The 19981-nt window shown below is 46.6% G+C and carries 16 protein-coding genes; all 16 read left to right on the plus strand.

All coding sequences use genetic code 11. The features are described 5' to 3' along the window. The first annotated feature begins 10 nt into the window (after window positions 1-10). The 16 genes from wcaJ to cpsG all read left to right on the plus strand — a co-directional run bounded on the left by wcaJ (window position 11) and on the right by cpsG (window position 19907). Complete coding sequence (gene wcaJ, locus AA74_RS0121005) at window positions 11-1405, plus strand: undecaprenyl-phosphate glucose phosphotransferase (RefSeq protein WP_008499429.1); 1395 nt, start codon at window positions 11-13, stop codon at window positions 1403-1405. Between the two features lies 1 nt (window position 1406). After that, entirely contained in the window at window positions 1407-2885 is a 1479-nt protein-coding gene (wzxC, locus tag AA74_RS0121010) for a colanic acid undecaprenyl disphosphate flippase WzxC (RefSeq protein WP_025913264.1), read from the plus strand. Window positions 2886-2902: 17 nt separating this feature from the next. After that, window positions 2903-4183: a colanic acid biosynthesis pyruvyl transferase WcaK gene (wcaK, locus tag AA74_RS0121015; protein WP_025913266.1), complete on the plus strand. Its 1281-nt coding sequence runs from the start codon at window positions 2903-2905 to the stop codon at window positions 4181-4183. After that, entirely contained in the window at window positions 4180-5400 is a 1221-nt protein-coding gene (gene wcaL, locus AA74_RS0121020) for a colanic acid biosynthesis glycosyltransferase WcaL (RefSeq protein WP_025913268.1), read from the plus strand. The genes wcaK and wcaL overlap by 4 nt, the downstream gene beginning before the upstream one ends. A gap of 12 nt (window positions 5401-5412) precedes the next feature. Then, on the plus strand, window positions 5413-6804 hold the full coding sequence (gene wcaM / locus AA74_RS0121025; RefSeq protein ID WP_025913270.1) for a colanic acid biosynthesis protein WcaM: 1392 nt from the start codon (window positions 5413-5415) through the stop codon (window positions 6802-6804). A 176-nt stretch (window positions 6805-6980) separates the two neighbouring features. Further along, on the plus strand, window positions 6981-7877 hold the full coding sequence (gene galF, locus AA74_RS0121030) for a GalU regulator GalF (protein WP_025913271.1): 897 nt from the start codon (window positions 6981-6983) through the stop codon (window positions 7875-7877). 382 nt (window positions 7878-8259) lie between these two features. Further along, a complete protein-coding gene (locus AA74_RS0121035) occupies window positions 8260-9207 on the plus strand; it encodes an NAD-dependent epimerase/dehydratase family protein (RefSeq protein ID WP_025913272.1) in 948 nt (315 codons plus the stop codon). After that, the gene (locus AA74_RS0121040) at window positions 9204-10247 is read left to right on the plus strand and encodes a glycosyltransferase family 4 protein (RefSeq protein WP_025913273.1); all 1044 of its coding nucleotides are present in this window, start codon (window positions 9204-9206) and stop codon (window positions 10245-10247) included. The genes AA74_RS0121035 and AA74_RS0121040 overlap by 4 nt, the downstream gene beginning before the upstream one ends. After that, window positions 10240-10800 carry a sugar O-acyltransferase gene (locus AA74_RS0121045; RefSeq protein WP_025913275.1) on the plus strand — a complete coding sequence of 187 codons (561 nt, stop codon included), beginning with the start codon at window positions 10240-10242 and terminating at the stop codon, window positions 10798-10800. The genes AA74_RS0121040 and AA74_RS0121045 overlap by 8 nt, the downstream gene beginning before the upstream one ends. A gap of 155 nt (window positions 10801-10955) precedes the next feature. Continuing rightward, window positions 10956-12725: a polysaccharide biosynthesis protein gene (locus tag AA74_RS0121050; protein ID WP_371258291.1), complete on the plus strand. Its 1770-nt coding sequence runs from the start codon at window positions 10956-10958 to the stop codon at window positions 12723-12725. A gap of 104 nt (window positions 12726-12829) precedes the next feature. After that, window positions 12830-13915: a dTDP-glucose 4,6-dehydratase gene (gene rfbB, locus AA74_RS0121055; protein ID WP_025913279.1), complete on the plus strand. Its 1086-nt coding sequence runs from the start codon at window positions 12830-12832 to the stop codon at window positions 13913-13915. Then, window positions 13915-14781, plus strand: a complete 867-nt coding sequence (gene rfbA, locus AA74_RS0121060; RefSeq protein WP_025913281.1) for a glucose-1-phosphate thymidylyltransferase RfbA — start codon at window positions 13915-13917, stop codon at window positions 14779-14781. Before rfbB ends, rfbA begins: the two co-directional genes overlap by 1 nt. A gap of 76 nt (window positions 14782-14857) precedes the next feature. After that, window positions 14858-16018 carry a glycosyltransferase family 4 protein gene (locus AA74_RS0121065; RefSeq protein ID WP_025913282.1) on the plus strand — a complete coding sequence of 387 codons (1161 nt, stop codon included), beginning with the start codon at window positions 14858-14860 and terminating at the stop codon, window positions 16016-16018. Further along, complete coding sequence (locus tag AA74_RS1000000123175; protein WP_071998376.1) at window positions 16015-17049, plus strand: glycosyltransferase; 1035 nt, start codon at window positions 16015-16017, stop codon at window positions 17047-17049. The genes AA74_RS0121065 and AA74_RS1000000123175 overlap by 4 nt, the downstream gene beginning before the upstream one ends. After that, entirely contained in the window at window positions 17031-18467 is a 1437-nt protein-coding gene (gene cpsB / locus AA74_RS0121070; RefSeq protein WP_025913283.1) for a mannose-1-phosphate guanyltransferase, read from the plus strand. The genes AA74_RS1000000123175 and cpsB overlap by 19 nt, the downstream gene beginning before the upstream one ends. Before the next feature lie 69 nt (window positions 18468-18536). Beyond that, on the plus strand, window positions 18537-19907 hold the full coding sequence (gene cpsG / locus AA74_RS0121075; RefSeq protein ID WP_025913285.1) for a phosphomannomutase CpsG: 1371 nt from the start codon (window positions 18537-18539) through the stop codon (window positions 19905-19907). Window positions 19908-19981 lie beyond the last annotated feature (74 nt).

Genomic DNA, 19981 nt, shown 5'->3' on the forward strand with positions numbered 1-19981 from the left:
AGGAACAACGATGACGAATCTAAAAAAACGCGAACGAGCGAGAACGAATGCATCGTTAATCTCTATGGTGCAGCGTTTTTCTGATATCACCATCATGGTCGGTGGATTGTGGGCGGTGTGTCGGATCAGCGGGCTGCCGTTCTTATATATGCATCTGCTGATGGCCCTGATTGCGCTGGTCGTGTTTCAAATGATCGGCGGTATGACCGATTTCTACCGCTCGTGGCGCGGCGTCAAAATGACCACTGAACTGATGCTGCTGCTGCAGAACTGGACCCTGAGCCTGATCTTCAGCGCAGGCCTGGTGGCATTTAGCCATGATTTTGATAATCGCCTCGTGACCTATCTGAGCTGGTATCTGTTGACCAGCGTCGGCATGGTGGTGTGCCGTTCCCTGATCCGCTTTGGCGCGGGTTGGCTGCGCAACCGGGGCTATAACCGTCGCTTCGTGGCGGTGGCAGGCGATCTGCCGGTTGGGAAAGTGCTGCTCGACAGCTTCCGCAAAGAGCCATGGTTAGGCTTTGAAGTGGTCGGGATTTATCACGACGCAAAGCCTGGCGGCGTGCCTGCCGACTGGGCGGGCAACTACGATCAGCTGATTGACGATGCCAAAGCCGGCAAAATTCACAACGTCTACATCGCCATGCAGATGAAAGACGAATCCCGCATTAAGCAGCTGATGCGCGAGCTGGCGGATACCACCTGTTCAGTGATCCTGATCCCGGACGTGTTTACCTTCAACATTCTTCACTCCCGTATTGAAGAGGTGAACGGGGTGCCGGTCGTACCGCTGTACGACACGCCGCTGTCCGGTATTAACCGCGTGCTGAAGCGTCTGGAAGATATCGTGCTCTCTTCGCTGATTTTGCTGCTCATCTCCCCGGTGCTGTGCTGCATTGCCCTCGCGGTGAAGCTGAGCTCGCCAGGACCGGTTATCTTCCGTCAGACCCGCTACGGCATGGACGGTAAGCCGATTATGGTGTGGAAATTCCGCTCCATGAAGGTGATGGAGAACGACAAGGTCGTGACCCAGGCCACGCAGAACGATCCGCGCGTCACCCGCGTGGGGAACTTCCTGCGCCGCACCTCGCTGGACGAGCTGCCGCAGTTTATCAACGTCTTTACCGGCGGGATGTCGATTGTTGGCCCGCGTCCGCACGCGGTGGCGCACAACGAGCAGTACCGCTCGCTGATTGAAGGCTACATGCTGCGACATAAGGTGAAGCCGGGCATCACCGGCTGGGCGCAAATCAACGGCTGGCGCGGCGAAACCGACACGCTGGAAAAAATGGAAAAACGCATCGAGTTCGATCTGGAGTACATCCGCGAGTGGAGCCTCTGGTTCGATATCAAGATTGTTTTTCTAACCATTTTCAAAGGTTTCGTGAACAAAGCGGCGTACTAAGATGAGCTTACGTGAAAAAACCATCAGCGGCGCCAAGTGGTCAGCGATGGCGACCATCGTCATCATTGGCCTCGGCCTGGTGCAGATGACGGTGCTGGCGCGCATTATCGATAATCACCAGTTCGGCCTGTTGACTGTCTCGCTGGTGATTATTGCGCTGGCCGATACGCTGTCTGACTTTGGTATCGCCAACTCGATTATCCAGCGCAAAGAGATCAGCCATCTTGAGCTGACCACGCTCTACTGGCTGAACGTGGGGCTGGGGATTTTCGTGTTTGTGCTGGTGTTCCTGCTGAGCGATACCATCGCCAGCGTGCTGCACAACCCGGATCTCGCCCCGCTGATGCGTACGCTGTCGTTTGCATTCGTGGTGATCCCCCACGGGCAACAGTTCCGCGCGCTGATGCAGAAAGAGCTGGAGTTCAATAAGATCGGCATGATCGAGACCAGCGCCGTGCTGGCGGGCTTTACCTTTACCGTCGTGAGCGCCCATTTCTGGCCGCTGGCGATGACCGCCATCCTCGGTTACCTGGTGAACTCTGCCGTGCGCACGCTGCTGTTCGGCTACTTTGGGCGTAAAATTTACCGCCCGGGACTGCATTTCTCTCTTGCGTCCGTCTCGTCCAACCTGCGCTTTGGCGCGTGGCTGACGGCGGACAGCATTATCAACTACGTGAACACCAACCTTTCGACGCTGGTGCTGGCACGTATTCTCGGCGCGAGCGTGGCGGGGGGCTACAACCTGGCCTACAACGTCGCGGTGGTGCCGCCGATGAAGCTGAACCCAATAATCACCCGCGTGCTGTTCCCGGCGTTTGCCAAGATTCAGGACGACACCGAAAAGCTGCGCATTAACTTTTACAAGCTGCTTTCGGTAGTGGGGATCATCAACTTCCCGGTGCTGCTGGGGCTGATGGTGGTGTCCAGCAACTTCGTACCGCTGGTGTTTGGTGAGAAATGGAACGGCATCATCCCGATCCTGCAGCTGCTGTGCGTGGTAGGGCTGTTGCGCTCCGTGGGGAACCCGATTGGGTCCCTGCTGATGGCAAAAGCGCGCGTGGACATCAGCTTTAAGTTCAACGTGTTCAAAACCTTCCTGTTTATTCCGGCAATTATCGTCGGCGGGCACATGGCGGGCGCTATTGGCGTCACGCTGGGCTTCCTGCTGGTGCAGATCGTCAATACCGTTCTGAGCTACTTCATCATGATTAAACCGGTGCTGGGCTCAAGCTACCGTCAGTACATCCTGAGCCTGTGGCTGCCGTTCTATCTCTCATTGCCGACCCTGGCGGTGAGCTACGGCCTGGGCATTATCCTCAGCGGGCATCTGCCGCTGGCCGCGCTGCTGGCGGTGCAGGTTGCCGCGGGGGCGCTGGCATTTGGCGTGATGATCGTGCTGTCGCGCAATGCGCTGGTCGTTGAGATGAAGCGCCAGTTTTGCCGTAACGAAAAAATGAAAACGCTGCTTCGCGCAGGCTAGTTATTTAAGAGGCCATTATGAAATTATTAATTCTTGGCAACCATACCTGCGGCAACCGTGGCGACAGCGCCATCCTGCGCGGTTTACTGGATGCAATTAACACCCTTAAGCCTGAGACCGAAGTGGACGTGATGAGCCGTTATCCTGTCAGCTCATCCTGGTTACTGAACCGCCCGGTAATGGGCGATCCGCTCTACAGCCAGATGAAACAGCATAACAACGCCGCGGGCGTGATGGGCCGCGTGAAAAAAGTGCTGCGTCGTCGCTACCAGCATCAGGTGCTGCTTTCCCGCGTGACCGATACCGGCAAGCTGCGCAACATCGCCATCGCGCAGGGCTTTACCGACTTTGTTCGTCTGCTGTCCGGCTATGACGCCATTATTCAGGTCGGCGGTTCGTTCTTCGTCGATCTCTACGGCGTGCCGCAGTTTGAGCATGCGCTTTGTACGTTCATGGCGAAAAAGCCGCTGTTTATGATTGGCCACAGCGTCGGGCCTTTCCAGGATCCGCAGTTTAACCAGCTGGCGAACTATGTGTTTGGTCATTGCGACGCGCTGATCCTGCGCGAGTCGGTCAGCCTTGACATGATGAAGCGCAGCGAGATTGACACGTCGAAAGTTGAGCACGGCGTGGATACCGCCTGGCTGGTGGATCACCAGGACGACAGCTTCCAGCCGAGCTACGCGGTGCAGTACTGGCTCGGCGTTACGGCGAAACAGAAAACCGTCGCGATCACCCTGCGCGAGCTGGCGCCATTCGATAAACGTTTAGGCACGACGCAGGCGGCGTATGAGCAAGCGTTCGCCGACGTGGTGAACCGCGTGCTGGACAGCGGTTATCAGGTGCTGGCGCTGTCCACCTGTACCGGCATCGACAGCTACAACAAAGATGACCGCATGGTGGCGTTGAACCTGCGCAACCTGGTGAACGATCCGTCCCGCTATCACGTGGTGATGGACGAGCTGAACGACCTGGAAATGGGCAAGCTGCTCTCCGCCTGCGACCTGACGGTGGGTACGCGCCTGCACTCGGCCATTATCTCCATGAACTTTGGCACGCCAGCCATCGCTATTAACTACGAGCACAAGTCCGCGGGCATTATGCAGCAGCTCGGTATGCCGGAAATGGCCGTTGATATTCGTCATCTGCTGGATGGGTCGCTGGGTGCGATGGTGGGCGACACGCTCGGCCAGTTGCCTGCGATCAATGAACGTCTGGCGGTGGCGGTGAAAGCCGAGCGCGAGAAGGGCATTGGGATGGTGAAATCGGTACTCGATCGCGTACGGGAGGGGAAATGAAGGTTGGTTTCTTCTTACTGAAATTTCCGCTGTCGTCTGAGACCTTTGTTCTGAATCAAATCACCGCGTTTATTGATATGGGATATGACGTGGAGATTATCGCCCTGCAAAAGGGCGATACCCAAAACACCCATGCGGCGTATACCCAGTATGGGCTGGAGGCAAAAACCCGCTGGCTGCAGGACGAGCCGTCCGGGAAGCTGAGCAAGCTGCGCCACCGCGCCAGCCAGACCTTACGTGGGATCCATCGCGCGTCGACGTGGCGGGCGTTGAATGTTTCCCGCTATGGGTCGGAATCACGCAATTTAATTCTCTCGGCCATCTGCGGGCAAACGGCGCAGCCGTATCGTGCTGACGTGTTTATCGCCCACTTTGGCCCGGCAGGCGTGACCGCCGCGAAGTTACGCGAACTGGGCGTGATTGACGGTAAAATTGCGACCATTTTCCACGGTATCGACATCTCCAGCCGCGAAGTGCTGAACCATTATACGCCGGAGTACCAGCAGCTTTTCCGCCGCGGCGACATGATGCTGCCCATCAGCGAACTGTGGGCCGGACGCCTGAAAAGCATGGGCTGCCCGGGAGAGAAAATTGCCGTGTCGCGCATGGGCGTGGATTTAACGCGCTTTACCCGCCGTCCGGTGAAGGTGCCGGGCAAGCCGCTGCAGATCATCTCCGTCGCGCGTCTGACCGAGAAGAAAGGCCTGCATGTGGCGATTGAAGCCTGCCGCCAGCTGAAAGCGCGCGGGGTGGATTTCCACTACCGCATTCTCGGGATTGGGCCGTGGGAGCGTCGTCTGCGCACGCTGATCGAACAGTATCAGCTGGAAGATGTCGTAGAGATGCCGGGCTTCAAGCCGAGCCACGAGGTCAAGGCGATGCTCGATGAGGCAGATGTGTTCCTGCTGCCTTCCGTAACGGGAGCCGATGGCGATATGGAGGGCATTCCGGTGGCGCTGATGGAGGCGATGGCCGTCGGGATACCGGTGGTCTCGACCATTCACAGCGGGATCCCGGAGCTGATTAAGTCTGACCATTCCGGCTGGCTGGTGCCGGAGAATAATGCCATGGCGCTCGCCGATCGCTTAGCTGCCTTCAGCGATATCGACCAGCAGGCGCTGGAGCCCGTGCTCCATAATGCCCGACAAAAAGTTGAAGCCGATTTTAACCAGCAGGTGATTAACCGTCAGTTAGTCAGCCTGCTGCAAACGTTGTAACGCCGAGGATGTATGCTGAAAAAGATTACCCGACGCACCTTTGTCTCGTCTCTGTCCGTTCTGGCAGCTACGCCGCTGCTGTCGTCCCGCATTGCGCGGGCGGCGAGCGGAAGAACGGTCTCTGTTAATCAGTACAATAACAACGACTGGATCGCGGCCTTTAAGCAGGCGTTTAATGACGGGGACACGGTCATTGTCCCTGCCGGGCTGACCTGTGAAAACATCAACACGGGTATTTTCATTCCCGACGGTAAAACGCTGCTGATCCGCGGGGCGTTAACCGGCAATGGCCGCGGCCGCTTTGTTCTGCAGGAAGGCAGCAAAGTGATAGGGGAAGGCGAGGGACGGACAGAGAATATCACTCTCGATGTACGTGGCTCCGACTGCGTCATCAAAGGGCTGGCCATGAGCGGTTTTGGTCCTGTGACGCAAATCTACATCGGCGGTAAGAAACCGAGCGTGATGCGCAATCTGGTGATTGATAACATCAGCGTGAGTCAGGCCAACTACGCCATCCTGCGCCAGGGTTTCCACAACCAGGTGGACGGCGCCCGCATCACCAACAGCAAATTTAGCCATCTGCAGGGCGATGCGATCGAATGGAACGTTGCCATCAACGATCGCAATATCCTGATCTCCGACCATGTCATCGACAACATCAACTGCACTAACGGCAAGATCAACTGGGGCATCGGCATTGGCCTTGCCGGGAGCACCTACGACAACGACTACCCGGAAAAGCAAACCGTTAAGAACTTCGTGGTGGCCAACATCACCGGCAGCAACTGTCGCCAGCTGGTGCACGTGGAAAACGGGAAACACTTTGTTATCCGCAATATTAAAGCCAAAAATATCACCCCAGACTTCAGTAAAAAGGCGGGAATAGACAACGCCACGGTGGCGATTTATGGCTGTGATAATTTCATTATTGATAATGTCGACATGGTCAACAGCGCGGGAATGTTAATCGGCTATGGGGTCATAAAAGGCGATTATTTGTCCATCCCGCAGAACTTCAAGCTCAATAATATTCATCTCGATAACCGCCAGCTCGCCTATAAATTGCGCGGAATACAGATTTCATCCGGTAATGCGACGTCGTTTGTGGCGATTACCAATGTGGAAATGCAGCGCGCAACGCTGGAACTGCACAACAAGCCGCAGCATCTTTTCTTACGTAATATCAATGTGATGCAGGAAGCCGCCGTGGGTCCTGCCCTGAAGATCAACTTCGATCTGCGCAAAGATGTACGAGGTAAATTTATGGCGAAAGACGAAACGCTGCTTTCGCTGGCGAACATCAAAGCTGTGAACGAGAAGGGGCAAAGCTCGGTGGATATTGACCGGGTCGACCAGCAGGTGGTGAATGTGGAAAGACTGAACTTTGCGCTGCCGCACAGATAATCGACAATAATCTGTTTTAAGACGATTCCTGGCACATAAGCGCGATCGAATCAGATTACAACTACAGAAATATGTGATGCTAAGGCGTAACATTGCTTCAGGATTACGGCAAATCATGCTGGCGAAAACAGGTTTAAGAGCTATAATTCGTCAACCATTTTAAGGTGGAAGAAATAATGATTAATTTGAAAGCAGTCATTCCGGTAGCAGGCCTGGGCATGCATATGCTGCCCGCCACAAAAGCCATTCCTAAAGAGATGCTGCCGATCGTCGATAAGCCAATGATTCAGTACATTGTCGACGAGATTGTTGCTGCAGGGATCAAAGAAATCGTCCTAGTTACGCACTCATCCAAGAATGCGGTTGAAAACCACTTCGACACCTCTTACGAACTCGAAGCGTTGCTTGAGCAGCGCGTTAAGCGTCAGCTGCTGGCGGAAGTGCAGTCTATTTGTCCGCCGGGCGTGACCATCATGAACGTGCGTCAGGCGGAGCCGCTGGGTCTGGGACACTCTATTCTTTGTGCCCGTCCGGTGGTGGGGGATAACCCGTTCATCGTTGTGCTGCCGGATATCATTATTGATAACGCGTCTGCCGATCCGCTGCGATACAACCTGGCGGCAATGGTGGCACGTTTCAACGAAACGGGCCGTAGCCAGGTGCTGGCGAAGCGCATGAAAGGCGATCTCTCCGAGTACTCCGTAATTCAGACCAAAGAAGCGCTGGAAACGGAAGGGCAGGTGAGCCGCATCGTTGAGTTCATCGAAAAACCGGATCAGCCGCAGACGCTGGATTCGGACCTGATGGCAGTGGGGCGTTATGTTCTGAATGCCGATATCTGGGCGGAACTGGAAAAAACCGAGCCAGGCGCCTGGGATCGTATCCAGCTCACCGATGCGATTGCCGAGCTGGCGAAGAAGCAGTCTGTTGACGCGATGCTCATGACCGGCGAGAGCTATGACTGCGGTAAGAAAATGGGCTATATGCAGGCGTTCGTAAACTATGGGCTGCGCAACCTGAAGGAAGGGGCGAAGTTCAGAAACAGGATTGAGAAATTGCTGGCGAACGACTGATATTTTAGTCTCGATCTGAACAAACGGCAGTCATTATTTTGGTGTGTTGATTTCTAACCAAAATGATGACTGCCGTTTTTTTGTTATAAACTAAATGATTACATAGAGTTATCTGCATTAACTCTGGACCGCTTTGTAACGATTTGTGCTTGTTTCTGAGGTCGTTTAGGACGACAATTGACGCCAGTTTTTGTCTGTATCCAGACAAGGAAAATCATTTAATCAAACATCGCTCAGTGCACTGGTAGCTGTTAAGCCAGGGGCGGTAGCGTGTCTGTATTCTGAATTGAATATTGAACGAACAGTCGTGACCTATACAGTTTCTCGCGTTTCAGTTGGCTGCGCGGGGAAAAACATCAGATTGGGTAAGTAGGGGATGGCAATGAAAGTATTGGTGACGGGCGGAACCGGGTTTCTTGGTACTGCTTTAGTCCAAACGTTGAAATCATCAGGACACGAGGTGATATTAACAACGCGCAAGCAGGAGAACCCTGAAAAGGGTATTTATAACCTGGGGGATATTTCCGCCGATACCAATTGGGTAAATCTTGTTCAGGGATGCGACACAGTCATTCATACTGCGGGAAGAGCACATATCCTTAATGATGATGCACAGGATGCTTTAGCGGAATTTCGTCGCGTTAATCACGATGCGACCATGAAGTTAGCCTCAGATGCGGCGACCTGTGGTGTTAAGCATTTTATTTTCGTCAGTTCAATCGGTGTCAACGGTAATGCCACCTCGGGAGTTCCTTTTTCTGAAGCGTCAAAGCCCCGGCCAACATCTGATTATGCCATTTCTAAGCTCGAAGCTGAGCAAAGCCTGCTTAAAAACTTCGACGGAAGCGACATGGCGATCACGATTGTCCGTCCTGCATTAATATGTGGCGAAAATGCTCCTGGTAACATACAGCGTCTTTTGAAACTGGTGTCGAAGAAACTGCCGTTGCCATTTAAAAACGTAAAAAACAAGCGGGCGTTGGTGTCACTAGATAATGTCGTTAGTTTTATCTGTGAATGTGTGATTAATAAAAAATCAAAAAATCAACTCTATCTCCTTGCAGATGCAGAACGCCCCTCGACTGCAGATATGATTAATACCTTTTCTGCAGGTATGAACATTGAAGCGAGACTTATCTATTTCCCAACGTTCATCCTGAAAATATTGCTTTCAGCGGTGGGTAAAGGCGGAATTTACGATCAGTTATTTGGCGATCTGGAAGTTGATGCCACCAAATCTCGGGAGCATTTAAATTGGACGCCCCCGATAACGCTTTATGAAACGATGAGAAAGACGGCGAAGTACTATATCGAAGGTAATAAAGAATGATGAATTTTGGGATTGCGCTATTCGCTTTTTTAGTCTCATGCGTACTGACCTGGGGATTGCGGGGTTATGCCATAAAACATAATGTTATTGACCGTCCAAACCAGCGAAGTTCGCATTCTGTGCCGACCCCACGGGGGGGAGGGGTAGCGATCGTTCTGACGCTACTGGTTGCTTTAGCAGTATTTTATATTAACCGCACGCTTACGTTGGAGAGCTTCCTGGGTTTATTTATTCCTGGTATCATTGTTGCCATCATTGGTTTCCTTGACGATCATGGTCATATTGCGGCTCGATGGCGTCTGCTAATGCATTTCATGGCCGCTGCAATTGGCATCTATTTCCTGGGATCATTCCCTGTTATTACGCTGTTGGGTTACGATCTTTCATTATCCTGGATTGGTATGATTCTTGGATGTGTTTATCTGGTCTGGATGCTGAACCTGTATAATTTCATGGATGGGATTAATGGCTTAGCCAGCGCTGAGGCAATCACGTTTGCCGCATGTAGTGCGATGTTAATTGTTGTAAACCAGTACACGGATGCGCCTGGAAGTATTTTTCCGCTAACGCTTGCTCTTATCGGGGCCGCGGCTGGATTCATTGTCTGGAACTTCCCGAAAGCAAAAATCTTCATGGGCGACGCCGGGAGTGGTTTCCTCGGAATATCCATTGGACTGATGATTCTCCATATTGCCAAAGCTAATACGCATTTCTTTATTGCGGAATTATGTTTGCTGGGCATATTTATCGTCGATGCCACGACAACTTTGATGAGAAGGCTTGTGGCGGGTAAAAAGGTTTATGAAGCACATGCCAGTCACGGCTACCAAATCCTTGCCAGGAAATATGGAAGTCACGTTCCGGTGACAATGATGGCGATCGTTGTCAACCTGCTGTGGCTCTTTCCTATCGCTTTCCTTATTGCCTCAGCCAAAATTGATGGTGTCGTTGGGTTGATTATCGCCTGGCTTCCGCTTTTGGCTGTTGCCCTCAAATGCGGTGCAGGCGTTAAGGATAAAGAGAGCAACGTCAATGCATGATTTAATGATTCTAGGTGCAGGTGGCCACGGACGGACCCTGTACGAATTGGCGAGACTGCTGGGATATCAGGATATTGTTTTCCTTGATGATAATGCATCACCCATCATCGAAACTAATAAACACATCATTGGGAAAATCTCCGAGCTAAAGTTACATGTCAACGATGCGAGTCACATAGCTATTGGCATAGGTAATAATAATGTTAGAGAACAACTCTATCAGCAGCTTATCAGCTTAGGCATTGACCCCGTAACGCTCATTCATCCCCTTGCTTTTGTCAGTCCATCGGCGACGATTGCTGATGGCTCTGTCGTATTGGCGGGAGCAGTGGTTGGTGCCAACGCGAAATTAGGTGTGGGTACGATTGTAAATAGTCATTCGACGGTCGATCATGATTCTATTCTAGGCGATTTTGCCCACTTAGGGGTTGGTGTTCATCTCGCTGGAAGCGCTATCATAGGTAGGTCAGCGTTTCTGCAGGCGGGTACAGTGGGTGGGTATAATACAAAGGTAGACGATTACTCAGTATGTTCTGCTGGTACTATTTTATAAACTGAATGCAAGTTTTAACGAGGCGACCAGTTTTAAGTATGCTAAATTATTTAATATCTTTATCCAGACCGATAAAACGTATTATTACACTCTCGATAGATGTTATACTTCTATTAAGTGCATTTTGGTTTGCATTTTGGGTACGCATTGATTCTATGACTCCAATATTTAGTACGGAGCATTGGTTATTTATATTTTCAATAATTATCGTCACCCTGGCGATATTTGTTAAGCTAGGGCTTTATCGCGCCGTCATTCGCTATATTACTGCAAAAATATTACTAGTAGTTACAGTAGGGATGGTTATATCATCCATTTTGCTTATTATCGCAGCGTTTTATACTAATCTCTATTTACCGAGAACGATTCCATTCATTTATTTCTCATTCGGTTTACTGCTTATTGCCGGATCGCGGCTTGGTATGAGAATGTTGGTGAATCGCGGTTTAAATCTAGGAACGCGGGTAGTGATTTACGGTGCTGGTGCATCGGGTCGTCAGCTACTGCCGGCATTGAGCCAGATGGATGAATACTATCCTGTTGCTTTTGTCGATGACAACCGTGCTCTGCAAGGCCAGGTTATTCACGGCGTCAGCGTCTTCGCGCCGGAAAAACTGCCATGGTTGGTTGAGAAATACGAAGCGAAGAAAATTTTGCTTGCCATGCCAAGCGCCAGCCGAGCCAGAAAGAACGAAGTCATTAAAACGCTGGAAGGCTTACCATGCGAGGTGCTCTCCATTCCCGGAATGGTCGACCTGGTAGAAGGCAAGGCTCGAATTGATTCATTACGCAAAGTGGTTATCACAGATCTGCTGGGTCGCGATCCTGTTTCACCCATTCCGGAATTAATATCCCGTAATATCAACGGCAAAACGGTTATGGTTACTGGAGCTGGGGGATCTATTGGGTCTGAACTATGCCGACAGATAATTAAAAATAAGCCGAGCCAGCTTATTCTCTTCGAATTGTCTGAGTTCTCACTGTATTCGATCGATTCAGAACTTCGTAGTCTCAGTCTTAGTCAGGATTTTAAGGTTAAAATTTACCCAATCCTTGGTAATGTACAGGATAAAGAACATCTCGAAAGATTAATAAAAGCATTCAACGTTAATACAATTTATCACGCTGCCGCGTACAAGCATGTCCCACTGGTTGAATTCAACGTTCTTGATGGCGTACGGAATAACATTTTCGGTACGCTGAGCTGCGCTCAGGCCGCAGCGAGCAGCGGCGTAGAAAGCTTTGTTTTAATATCGACCGATAAAGCAGTTCGCCCTACAAATACGATGGGGGCAACTAAACGCATGGCCGAACTCGTGCTGCAGGCGCTGGCGAAAGAAACCGATAAAACCTGCTTCAGTATGGTTCGCTTTGGCAACGTGTTAGGTTCGTCAGGCTCTGTCGTACCGTTGTTTGAAAAACAGATAGCAGCAGGCGGTCCTGTGACGCTGACACATGAGAACATCACGCGCTACTTTATGACTATCCCTGAAGCGGCGCAATTGGTGATTCAGGCAGGCGCAATGGGAACGGGCGGTGATGTTTTTGTTCTGGACATGGGAGAACCCGTCAAGATAATCGATCTTGCACAGCGCATGATTACGTTGCAAGGCCTCACTGTTCGTGATGATAAAAACCCCTATGGTGATATTGCTATAAAAACGACGGGTCTGCGTCCAGGTGAGAAACTGTATGAAGAGTTGCTTATCGGCGACAACGTATCTGCGACACAGCACCCGCGCATCAGGACTGCTAACGAAGTGATGTTGCCGTGGAGTGAGATGAACATGATTCTTCACGATCTCGACAAAGCCTGCTGCGAGTTCGACTATGAAAGCGTGCGCGAGATACTCTTGCAGGCTCCTGCCGCATTCAATCCAACTGATGGTATTTGCGATTTACTTTGGAATAAAAAAGTGAGTTAAATGAGCGTATCGTCGTCTTTTTCCTCACTGTTTACTGGTCGTGAGAAAACAGGGGATTAGGACCTTCATCTTTTGTTTCAGAATACTTTTAGAGCGAAATAAACGTGAAAATACTGGTCACAGGTGGGGCTGGCTTTATTGGGTCTGCAGTTGTGCGACATATTATAAATCATACGCAGGACAGCGTTATAAATGTCGATAAACTGACCTACGCCGGTAACCTTGAAACGGTTGCCAGCGTAGCTCAGAGCAATCGTTATTATTTTGAACATGCTGATATTTGCGATAACGCTGCAATAGAACGTATTATGTCTTATCACCAACCTGATGCTGTGATGCATCTGGCGGCTGAGAGTCATGTCGATCGTTCAATAAATGGTCCTGCAGCCTTTATCGAGACTAATATTATCGGTACTTATGTGCTATTAGAAGCCAGCCGCAAATACTGGTCCGAGCTGAACGCAGAGAAAAAAAAGGCATTTCGTTTCCATCATATTTCTACAGATGAAGTGTATGGTGATCTTCCACACCCGGATGAAGTAGAAAAGAACACAGAACTACCGCTGTTTACTGAAAAAACCGCATATGCTCCGAGCAGTCCGTATTCTGCTTCAAAAGCTTCCAGTGATCATCTGGTCCGCGCATGGCTGCGAACCTACGACTTACCTACCATCGTAACCAACTGTTCAAACAACTACGGCCCATATCATTTCCCGGAAAAATTAATCCCGTTGGTAATTCTCAATGCACTGGAAGGTAAACCGCTTCCGGTGTATGGCAAAGGAGATCAAATTCGTGACTGGCTGTATGTTGAGGATCACGCCCGCGCTTTATATACAGTTGTGACGCAAGGTAAAATCGGTGAGACCTATAATATAGGTGGCCATAATGAACAGAGAAACCTTGATGTTGTGCATACCATTTGTGATCTGTTAGATGAAATTGTCCCAAAAAAAGTTTCTTATCGAAGACAAATAACATTCATAAAAGACCGACCTGGTCATGACCGTCGTTATGCAATTGATGCTAAAAAGATTAGCAAGGAACTGGGATGGAAACCACTGGAGACTTTCGAAAGTGGGATTCGTAAAACGGTTGAGTGGTTTCTCGCCAATAAACAGTGGCTAGAAAATGTTAAAAACAAAAATTACCACTCCTGGATAAAGCAGAATTACGGGGGTGACAAGTAATGAAGGGGATTATTTTAGCTGGAGGCTCAGGCACACGATTATATCCAATAACGATGGGCGTATCGAAACAATTACTGCCTGTTTATGATAAACCAATGATCTATTATCCGCTTTCAGTATTAATGTTGGCTGGAGTAAATGATATTTTAATTATTACTACACCAGAAGATCAGCCAGGATTTATACGTCTGCTCGGTGATGGTAATCAGTTTGGCATAAATATAAAATATGCAATCCAACCCAGCCCTGATGGTTTAGCTCAGGCATTTATCATTGGTGACAAATTTATTGGAAATGATACTGTTTGTTTGGTCCTTGGGGATAATATTTTCTTTGGTCAAGGCTTTACACCAAAACTAAAAACTGCCGCAAGCAGAAATAAGGGCGCTACAGTATTTGGTTATCAGGTTATGAATCCTGAGAGTTTTGGTGTCGTCGAATTTGATAAAAATTTTGCGGCGTTGAGTATTGAAGAAAAACCTGAAATACCTAGATCAAATTGGGCAGTAACAGGTCTCTATTTCTATGATAATAAAGTTATTGATATAGCTAAAAATATAGAGCCTTCATCGCGAGGTGAGCTTGAAATTACAACTGTGAATCAAGTTTATCTAGAAAATAAAATGTTGACTGTTGAATTGTTAGGTCGAGGGTTTGCTTGGCTTGATACAGGGACTCATGACAGTTTGATCGAGGCTGGAAGCTTTGTTGAGACGGTTCAAAAGCGTCAGGGTATGATGATTGCGTGCCTGGAGGAAATCGCCTGGAGAAATGGCTGGTTAAGCGATGAGGATCTAAATGTAAGAGCGAAGGTTTTAGGCAAAACTAACTATGGTGCATATTTGCTAAAATTGATTAATAGATAAAAATTTATCTATTTGATATTGTCTGGCATATTTAGCATTTATGTACCTTACATAATATAAGAAACAGATAGGTTGGATGATGAAGAGAATTTTATTTGTAACCGCACGCTATCCCTGGCCAATTATTACTGGAGATGCTCTACGTGCCTATAATCAAATAAAAGAGCTTTCGAAAGACAATTTAGTTGATGTTTTTTCTGTTGAAAGAGCAAACAGTTCAAGTGGTGGTGTCAATAGCTTTATAAATTTAAGTGATTCTGGTGGTTTATCTAAGCTTGATAAAATAAAAAATATAATTATAAATCGCGGCAAAACTGCGTTGCAATGTGCGATGTATAATGATAGGAAGTCTTGGGGAAAATTAAGGGATCTTTTGATTGCAAATGATTATGATATTATAATTTTTCAATTAGTTAGATTAGAATATCTTATATTCAAAACTATTTCTTTAAGGCAAGAACATTGTATCAAAGCATTAATTTATTGTGATTTTGTTGATGCTCTTTCATTAAATATGCAAAATAGAGCAGCAACAGAAAATTTTTTTATGAAGAAAATATGTGATTTCGAAAGTAAAAAACTATCTGTTGTTGAGAACAAAATATACGAAGCAATCGATGCAGGGTTTATAATCTCAGAAAGAGATGCTAATTATATAGGTAAAAACGATTTTAAAATTATACCCAATGGTGTGAGCATTCCTGTAATACACAGAAATTTTAAAAGTAGCGACGGTATAATAAATTTAGCCTTTTGGGGCAATATGAGCTATTATCCCAATGTTAAAGCTGCAATCTTTATAGCTAACTTATTTAATGATCTACCTAAAGGGAAATATAAACTCCATATTGTCGGTGCTCAACCATGTAAACAAGTTATGGCTTTGAATAAACCAAATGAAATTATCATTCATGGGTATGTTGATGATTTAAAAAATTTACTGGCGAATATGGATATAGCTGTATTCCCTATTTTCGACGGTTCCGGGCTTCAGAATAAAGTATTAGAAGCATTTGCATTGGGCCTTCCAGTAATAACTACAAATATAGTTCTTGATTCAATGCCAAAACTCAGTGAATATGCAATGGTTGCTAATAGCAAATCTGAATTTATCCGTGCCATTGAACTTTTTGAGCCTACAGAAGAGGGGATTAATAAAAATTCTCTCTGTGCGATAGAAGTATTGAAGAAAGATTATAACTGGAATCTTATAAACTGTGTGACAGGAATGAAATGAAAAAAGTATTGTTGTTCAATTTTTATAAGGGAATATTGTATAGAGGTATTCCAATCTATTCATCAAACTTAATTACAGCATTAGAAAAGAAAGAATGCATAGTTAATGAGTGGAGTTGTCCAAAATTCGCACATAAATTACCTCGGGCAATTATAGACTTACTCTTTGTTTTTTGTGAGCAATTTATTGTTCCAATTATAACTATTTTGGGGCGATATGATAAAGTCATATATCCTTATAACTCATGTTCTCTAATATCGTCTTTTTCGAAAAAGTCTCTATTAATAATTCATGATTTTATCCCAAATAAAAGAATTAAGACAAGACTGAGTATTTCTGCGTTATATATTGTACTGACTCAACGATTTCATGCTTTTTTGAGGAGAGATGTTGCTTTTGTCTCAGCAACAACAAAAAGAATTGGAATGAATGTTAAATGGTTAAAAGGTTGTAACGTTTATCTTTTCCCAAATTCCTTTTATCAACTAGAAGCTAAATTAATACAAAATAGCGCACAAAAATGCAATGAAAAATCCTCGAATGAAGAATCCTATGTAGTGCTAATTTCAGGAAATGGTTCTAATAAAGAATTTGACCATGCAATGCATTTATGGAAAACATGCAAATATGCTACTTCACACAAGCTTAAGATTATAGGATTAGGTTCTTACAGAGAATGGGCATTAAATATAACTAGGAAGTTAGAGATTGAAAATGTCCATGTTCTGCCAATTCTAACAGATGACGAATTATTATCGCAGTTACAGAACGCTTCAATGGTTTGGGCTCATTCGACACATGAAGGATTCGGAAGACCAGTTATTGAAGGCAGAATATGTGGGAAAAGTGTTTTAGCATCAAATATTTCTGCATTTAGAGAACATAGAGACGAAAGTGTTTATTTGTATGATGATGATTCTTTTTGTGAGAAATATCATTTGGCATATGTGAAAAGTGATACCACAGGCTATAAGATTAAGTATCATGTTATTTTAGAGGAAGAGATTGGAAAATGGCTACTAGCAAATTGATACCTATTATAATGGCTGGCGGCACAGGTAGTCGTTTATGGCCACTATCCCGTGAACTTTACCCAAAACAGTTCATACCGGTAAATGGGGATTACACGATGTTGCAATCAACCATCAAACGCCTGGATGGGCTTGACTGTAGTAATCCTATTGTTATTTGTAATGAAAAACACCGTTTTATCGTCGCAGAACAATTACTACAATTAAATAAATTAACTAAAAATATTATTCTTGAACCTGTAGGGCGAAATACAGCACCTGCAGTCGCACTTGCTGCGCTAGCAGCGAAAAAAAATAATACTGAAAGTAATCCATTATTACTGGTGCTTGCGGCCGATCATATTTTCGAGAAAGAAGAAGTTTTCCGAGAGGCAATCAGACAAGCAATTCCTTGCGCAAAACAAGGCAAACTTGTAACTTTTGGGATTGTTCCAGATAGAGCCGAGACTGGATATGGTTATATTATGCGAGGCGACAGTATTAGCCAGAAAGGGTGTAATGAAGCCTATAAGGTCTCAAAGTTTGTAGAAAAACCCGATCTTGATACAGCTAAATCCTATGTGGACAGCGGGGAATATTATTGGAATAGCGGTATGTTTCTTTTCCAGGTTGATAGCTATCTGGCAGAATTGAAAAAGTTCAGGCCAGATATTCTTGAGGCATGCGAAAACGCAATGAACGCTATCAATCCCGACCTTGATTTTACCCGTGTTGATGAGAAGTCATTCTTAGCTTGTCCGGATGAGTCGATTGACTATGCTGTGATGGAGAAAACGGGAGACGCCGTTGTGGTTCCAATGGATGCCGGGTGGAGCGACGTTGGTTCATGGTCATCATTGTGGGATATTAGCCCACATGATATCGATGGGAATGTCCATCGTGGTGATGTAGTGAGTTTTCGAACTAAAAATAGTTACATACATTCAGAATCCAGTCTTGTTGCCACTGTGGGCGTGAAAGACCTTATCATTGTACAGACTAAGGATGCAGTACTGATTGCTGATAGACATGCGGTTCAAGATGTTAAAAAGATAGTTGAGAAAATAAAGGCTGAGGGGCGTTTAGAACACCATAAACACCGCGAAGTTTTTCGTCCCTGGGGTAAATATGACTCAATTGATACTGGAGAACGCTATCAGGTTAAGCGTATTAGCGTAAAACCAGGTGAGGGGCTATCAGAACAAATGCATCATCACCGTTCTGAGCACTGGGTTATTGTATCTGGGACAGCGAAAGTAACAATAAACGGTGAAGAAAAGCTTCTGACTGAAAATGAATCCGTTTATATCCCACTTGGGATTGTACACTCTCTTGAAAACCCCGGAAAAATCATGCTTGAGCTGATCGAAGTGCGTTCTGGTTCCTATTTGGAAGAAGATGACATTATTCGTCTTTCAGATCGCTATGGACGAGTTTAGGAATTTTCACAGCAAATAAGTTTTATGAAAGTTTATGGTAATAATTTACCAACGATAGATGAGGAAAAAATGGGTAAATTGACTTGTTTCAAGGCATATGACATACGTGGCCGATTAGGTGATGAACTTAATAATAATATTGCAAAGCGAATCGGTCGAGCCTACGGTGAATATTTGAAACCTAACACGGTCGTATTAGGAGGCGATGTCCGCCTTACAAGTGAATCTCTAAAAATGTCCCTGGCCGAAGGGTTGCAGGACGCTGGAGTTGACGTCCTTGATATTGGAATGACAGGGACCGAAGAAATCTATTTCTCTACATTCCATCTCGGTGTTGACGGTGGAATTGAAGTAACAGCAAGTCATAATCCCATGGATTACAATGGAATGAAGTTAGTCCGCGAAGGAGCCCGACCTATCAGTGGTGATACAGGGCTGCGAGAGATACAACGTCTAGCTGAAGATAATCATTTTTCGCCAGTAGATCCCACGAAGCGCGGAAGTTATAAAAAAATAGATACCAAAAAAGAATATATTGATCATATCCTCAGCTATATCAAGCCTGAAAATATTAAGCCATTGAAACTTGTTATTAACTCAGGCAACGGAGCTGCAGGCCCGGTTATTGATGAGATCGAAAAACGTTTCAAGGAAATGCAAATTCCAGTTGAATTTGTGAAAATTCACAATAAGCCTGATGGGAATTTCCCGAATGGTATTCCAAACCCTCTTCTTCAGGAATGCCGTGCCGATACAAGCGAAGCCGTTATTCATCACAAGGCAGATATGGGAATTGCATTCGATGGTGATTTTGACAGATGTTTCCTGTTCGATAATGAAGGTAATTTTATTGAGGGTTATTACATTGTCGGGTTGCTTGCAGAATCTTTCCTCGAAAAGCAACCTGGCGCGCGCATCATACATGATCCCCGCCTTTCATGGAATACTATAGATGTGGTTCTGCAAGCAAAGGGTACTCCGGTTATGTCCAAAACCGGACATGCTTTTATAAAAGAACGCATGCGTTTGGAAGATGCAGTTTATGGTGGTGAAATGAGTGCCCATCATTATTTTCGTGACTTTGCTTACTGTGATAGTGGAATGATTCCTTGGCTACTTGTAGCCGAGTTGGTGTGTATTAAAAATAAAACATTGGCAGAACTTGTCCATGATCGAATCAAATCTTTCCCGGCCAGTGGAGAGATTAACAGTATCGTGCAAGATCAAGAAAAAGTGATTTCTGAAATACTTCAGTGTTATAAAAGTGATGCCTTGAAAATAGACTATACTGATGGAATCAGTATAGAATTTTCTGACTGGCGTTTTAATCTCCGAAGCTCAAACACAGAGCCTGTTATCCGCTTGAATGTGGAGTCACGAGGTAATACTGCTTTAATGGAGCTCAAAACAGAAGAGCTACTGAATAAAATTCGAGCATAGCTTGTGTTCTTTATGACGGGCACATGTAGTTGTGCCCTCCCTTGATATAATAGTTATATATTATCATTTATAAT

The sequence above is a fragment of the Enterobacter sp. 5-4 genome (genome assembly GCF_000612205.1).
Lineage (GTDB): Bacteria > Pseudomonadota > Gammaproteobacteria > Enterobacterales > Enterobacteriaceae > Enterobacter > Enterobacter roggenkampii.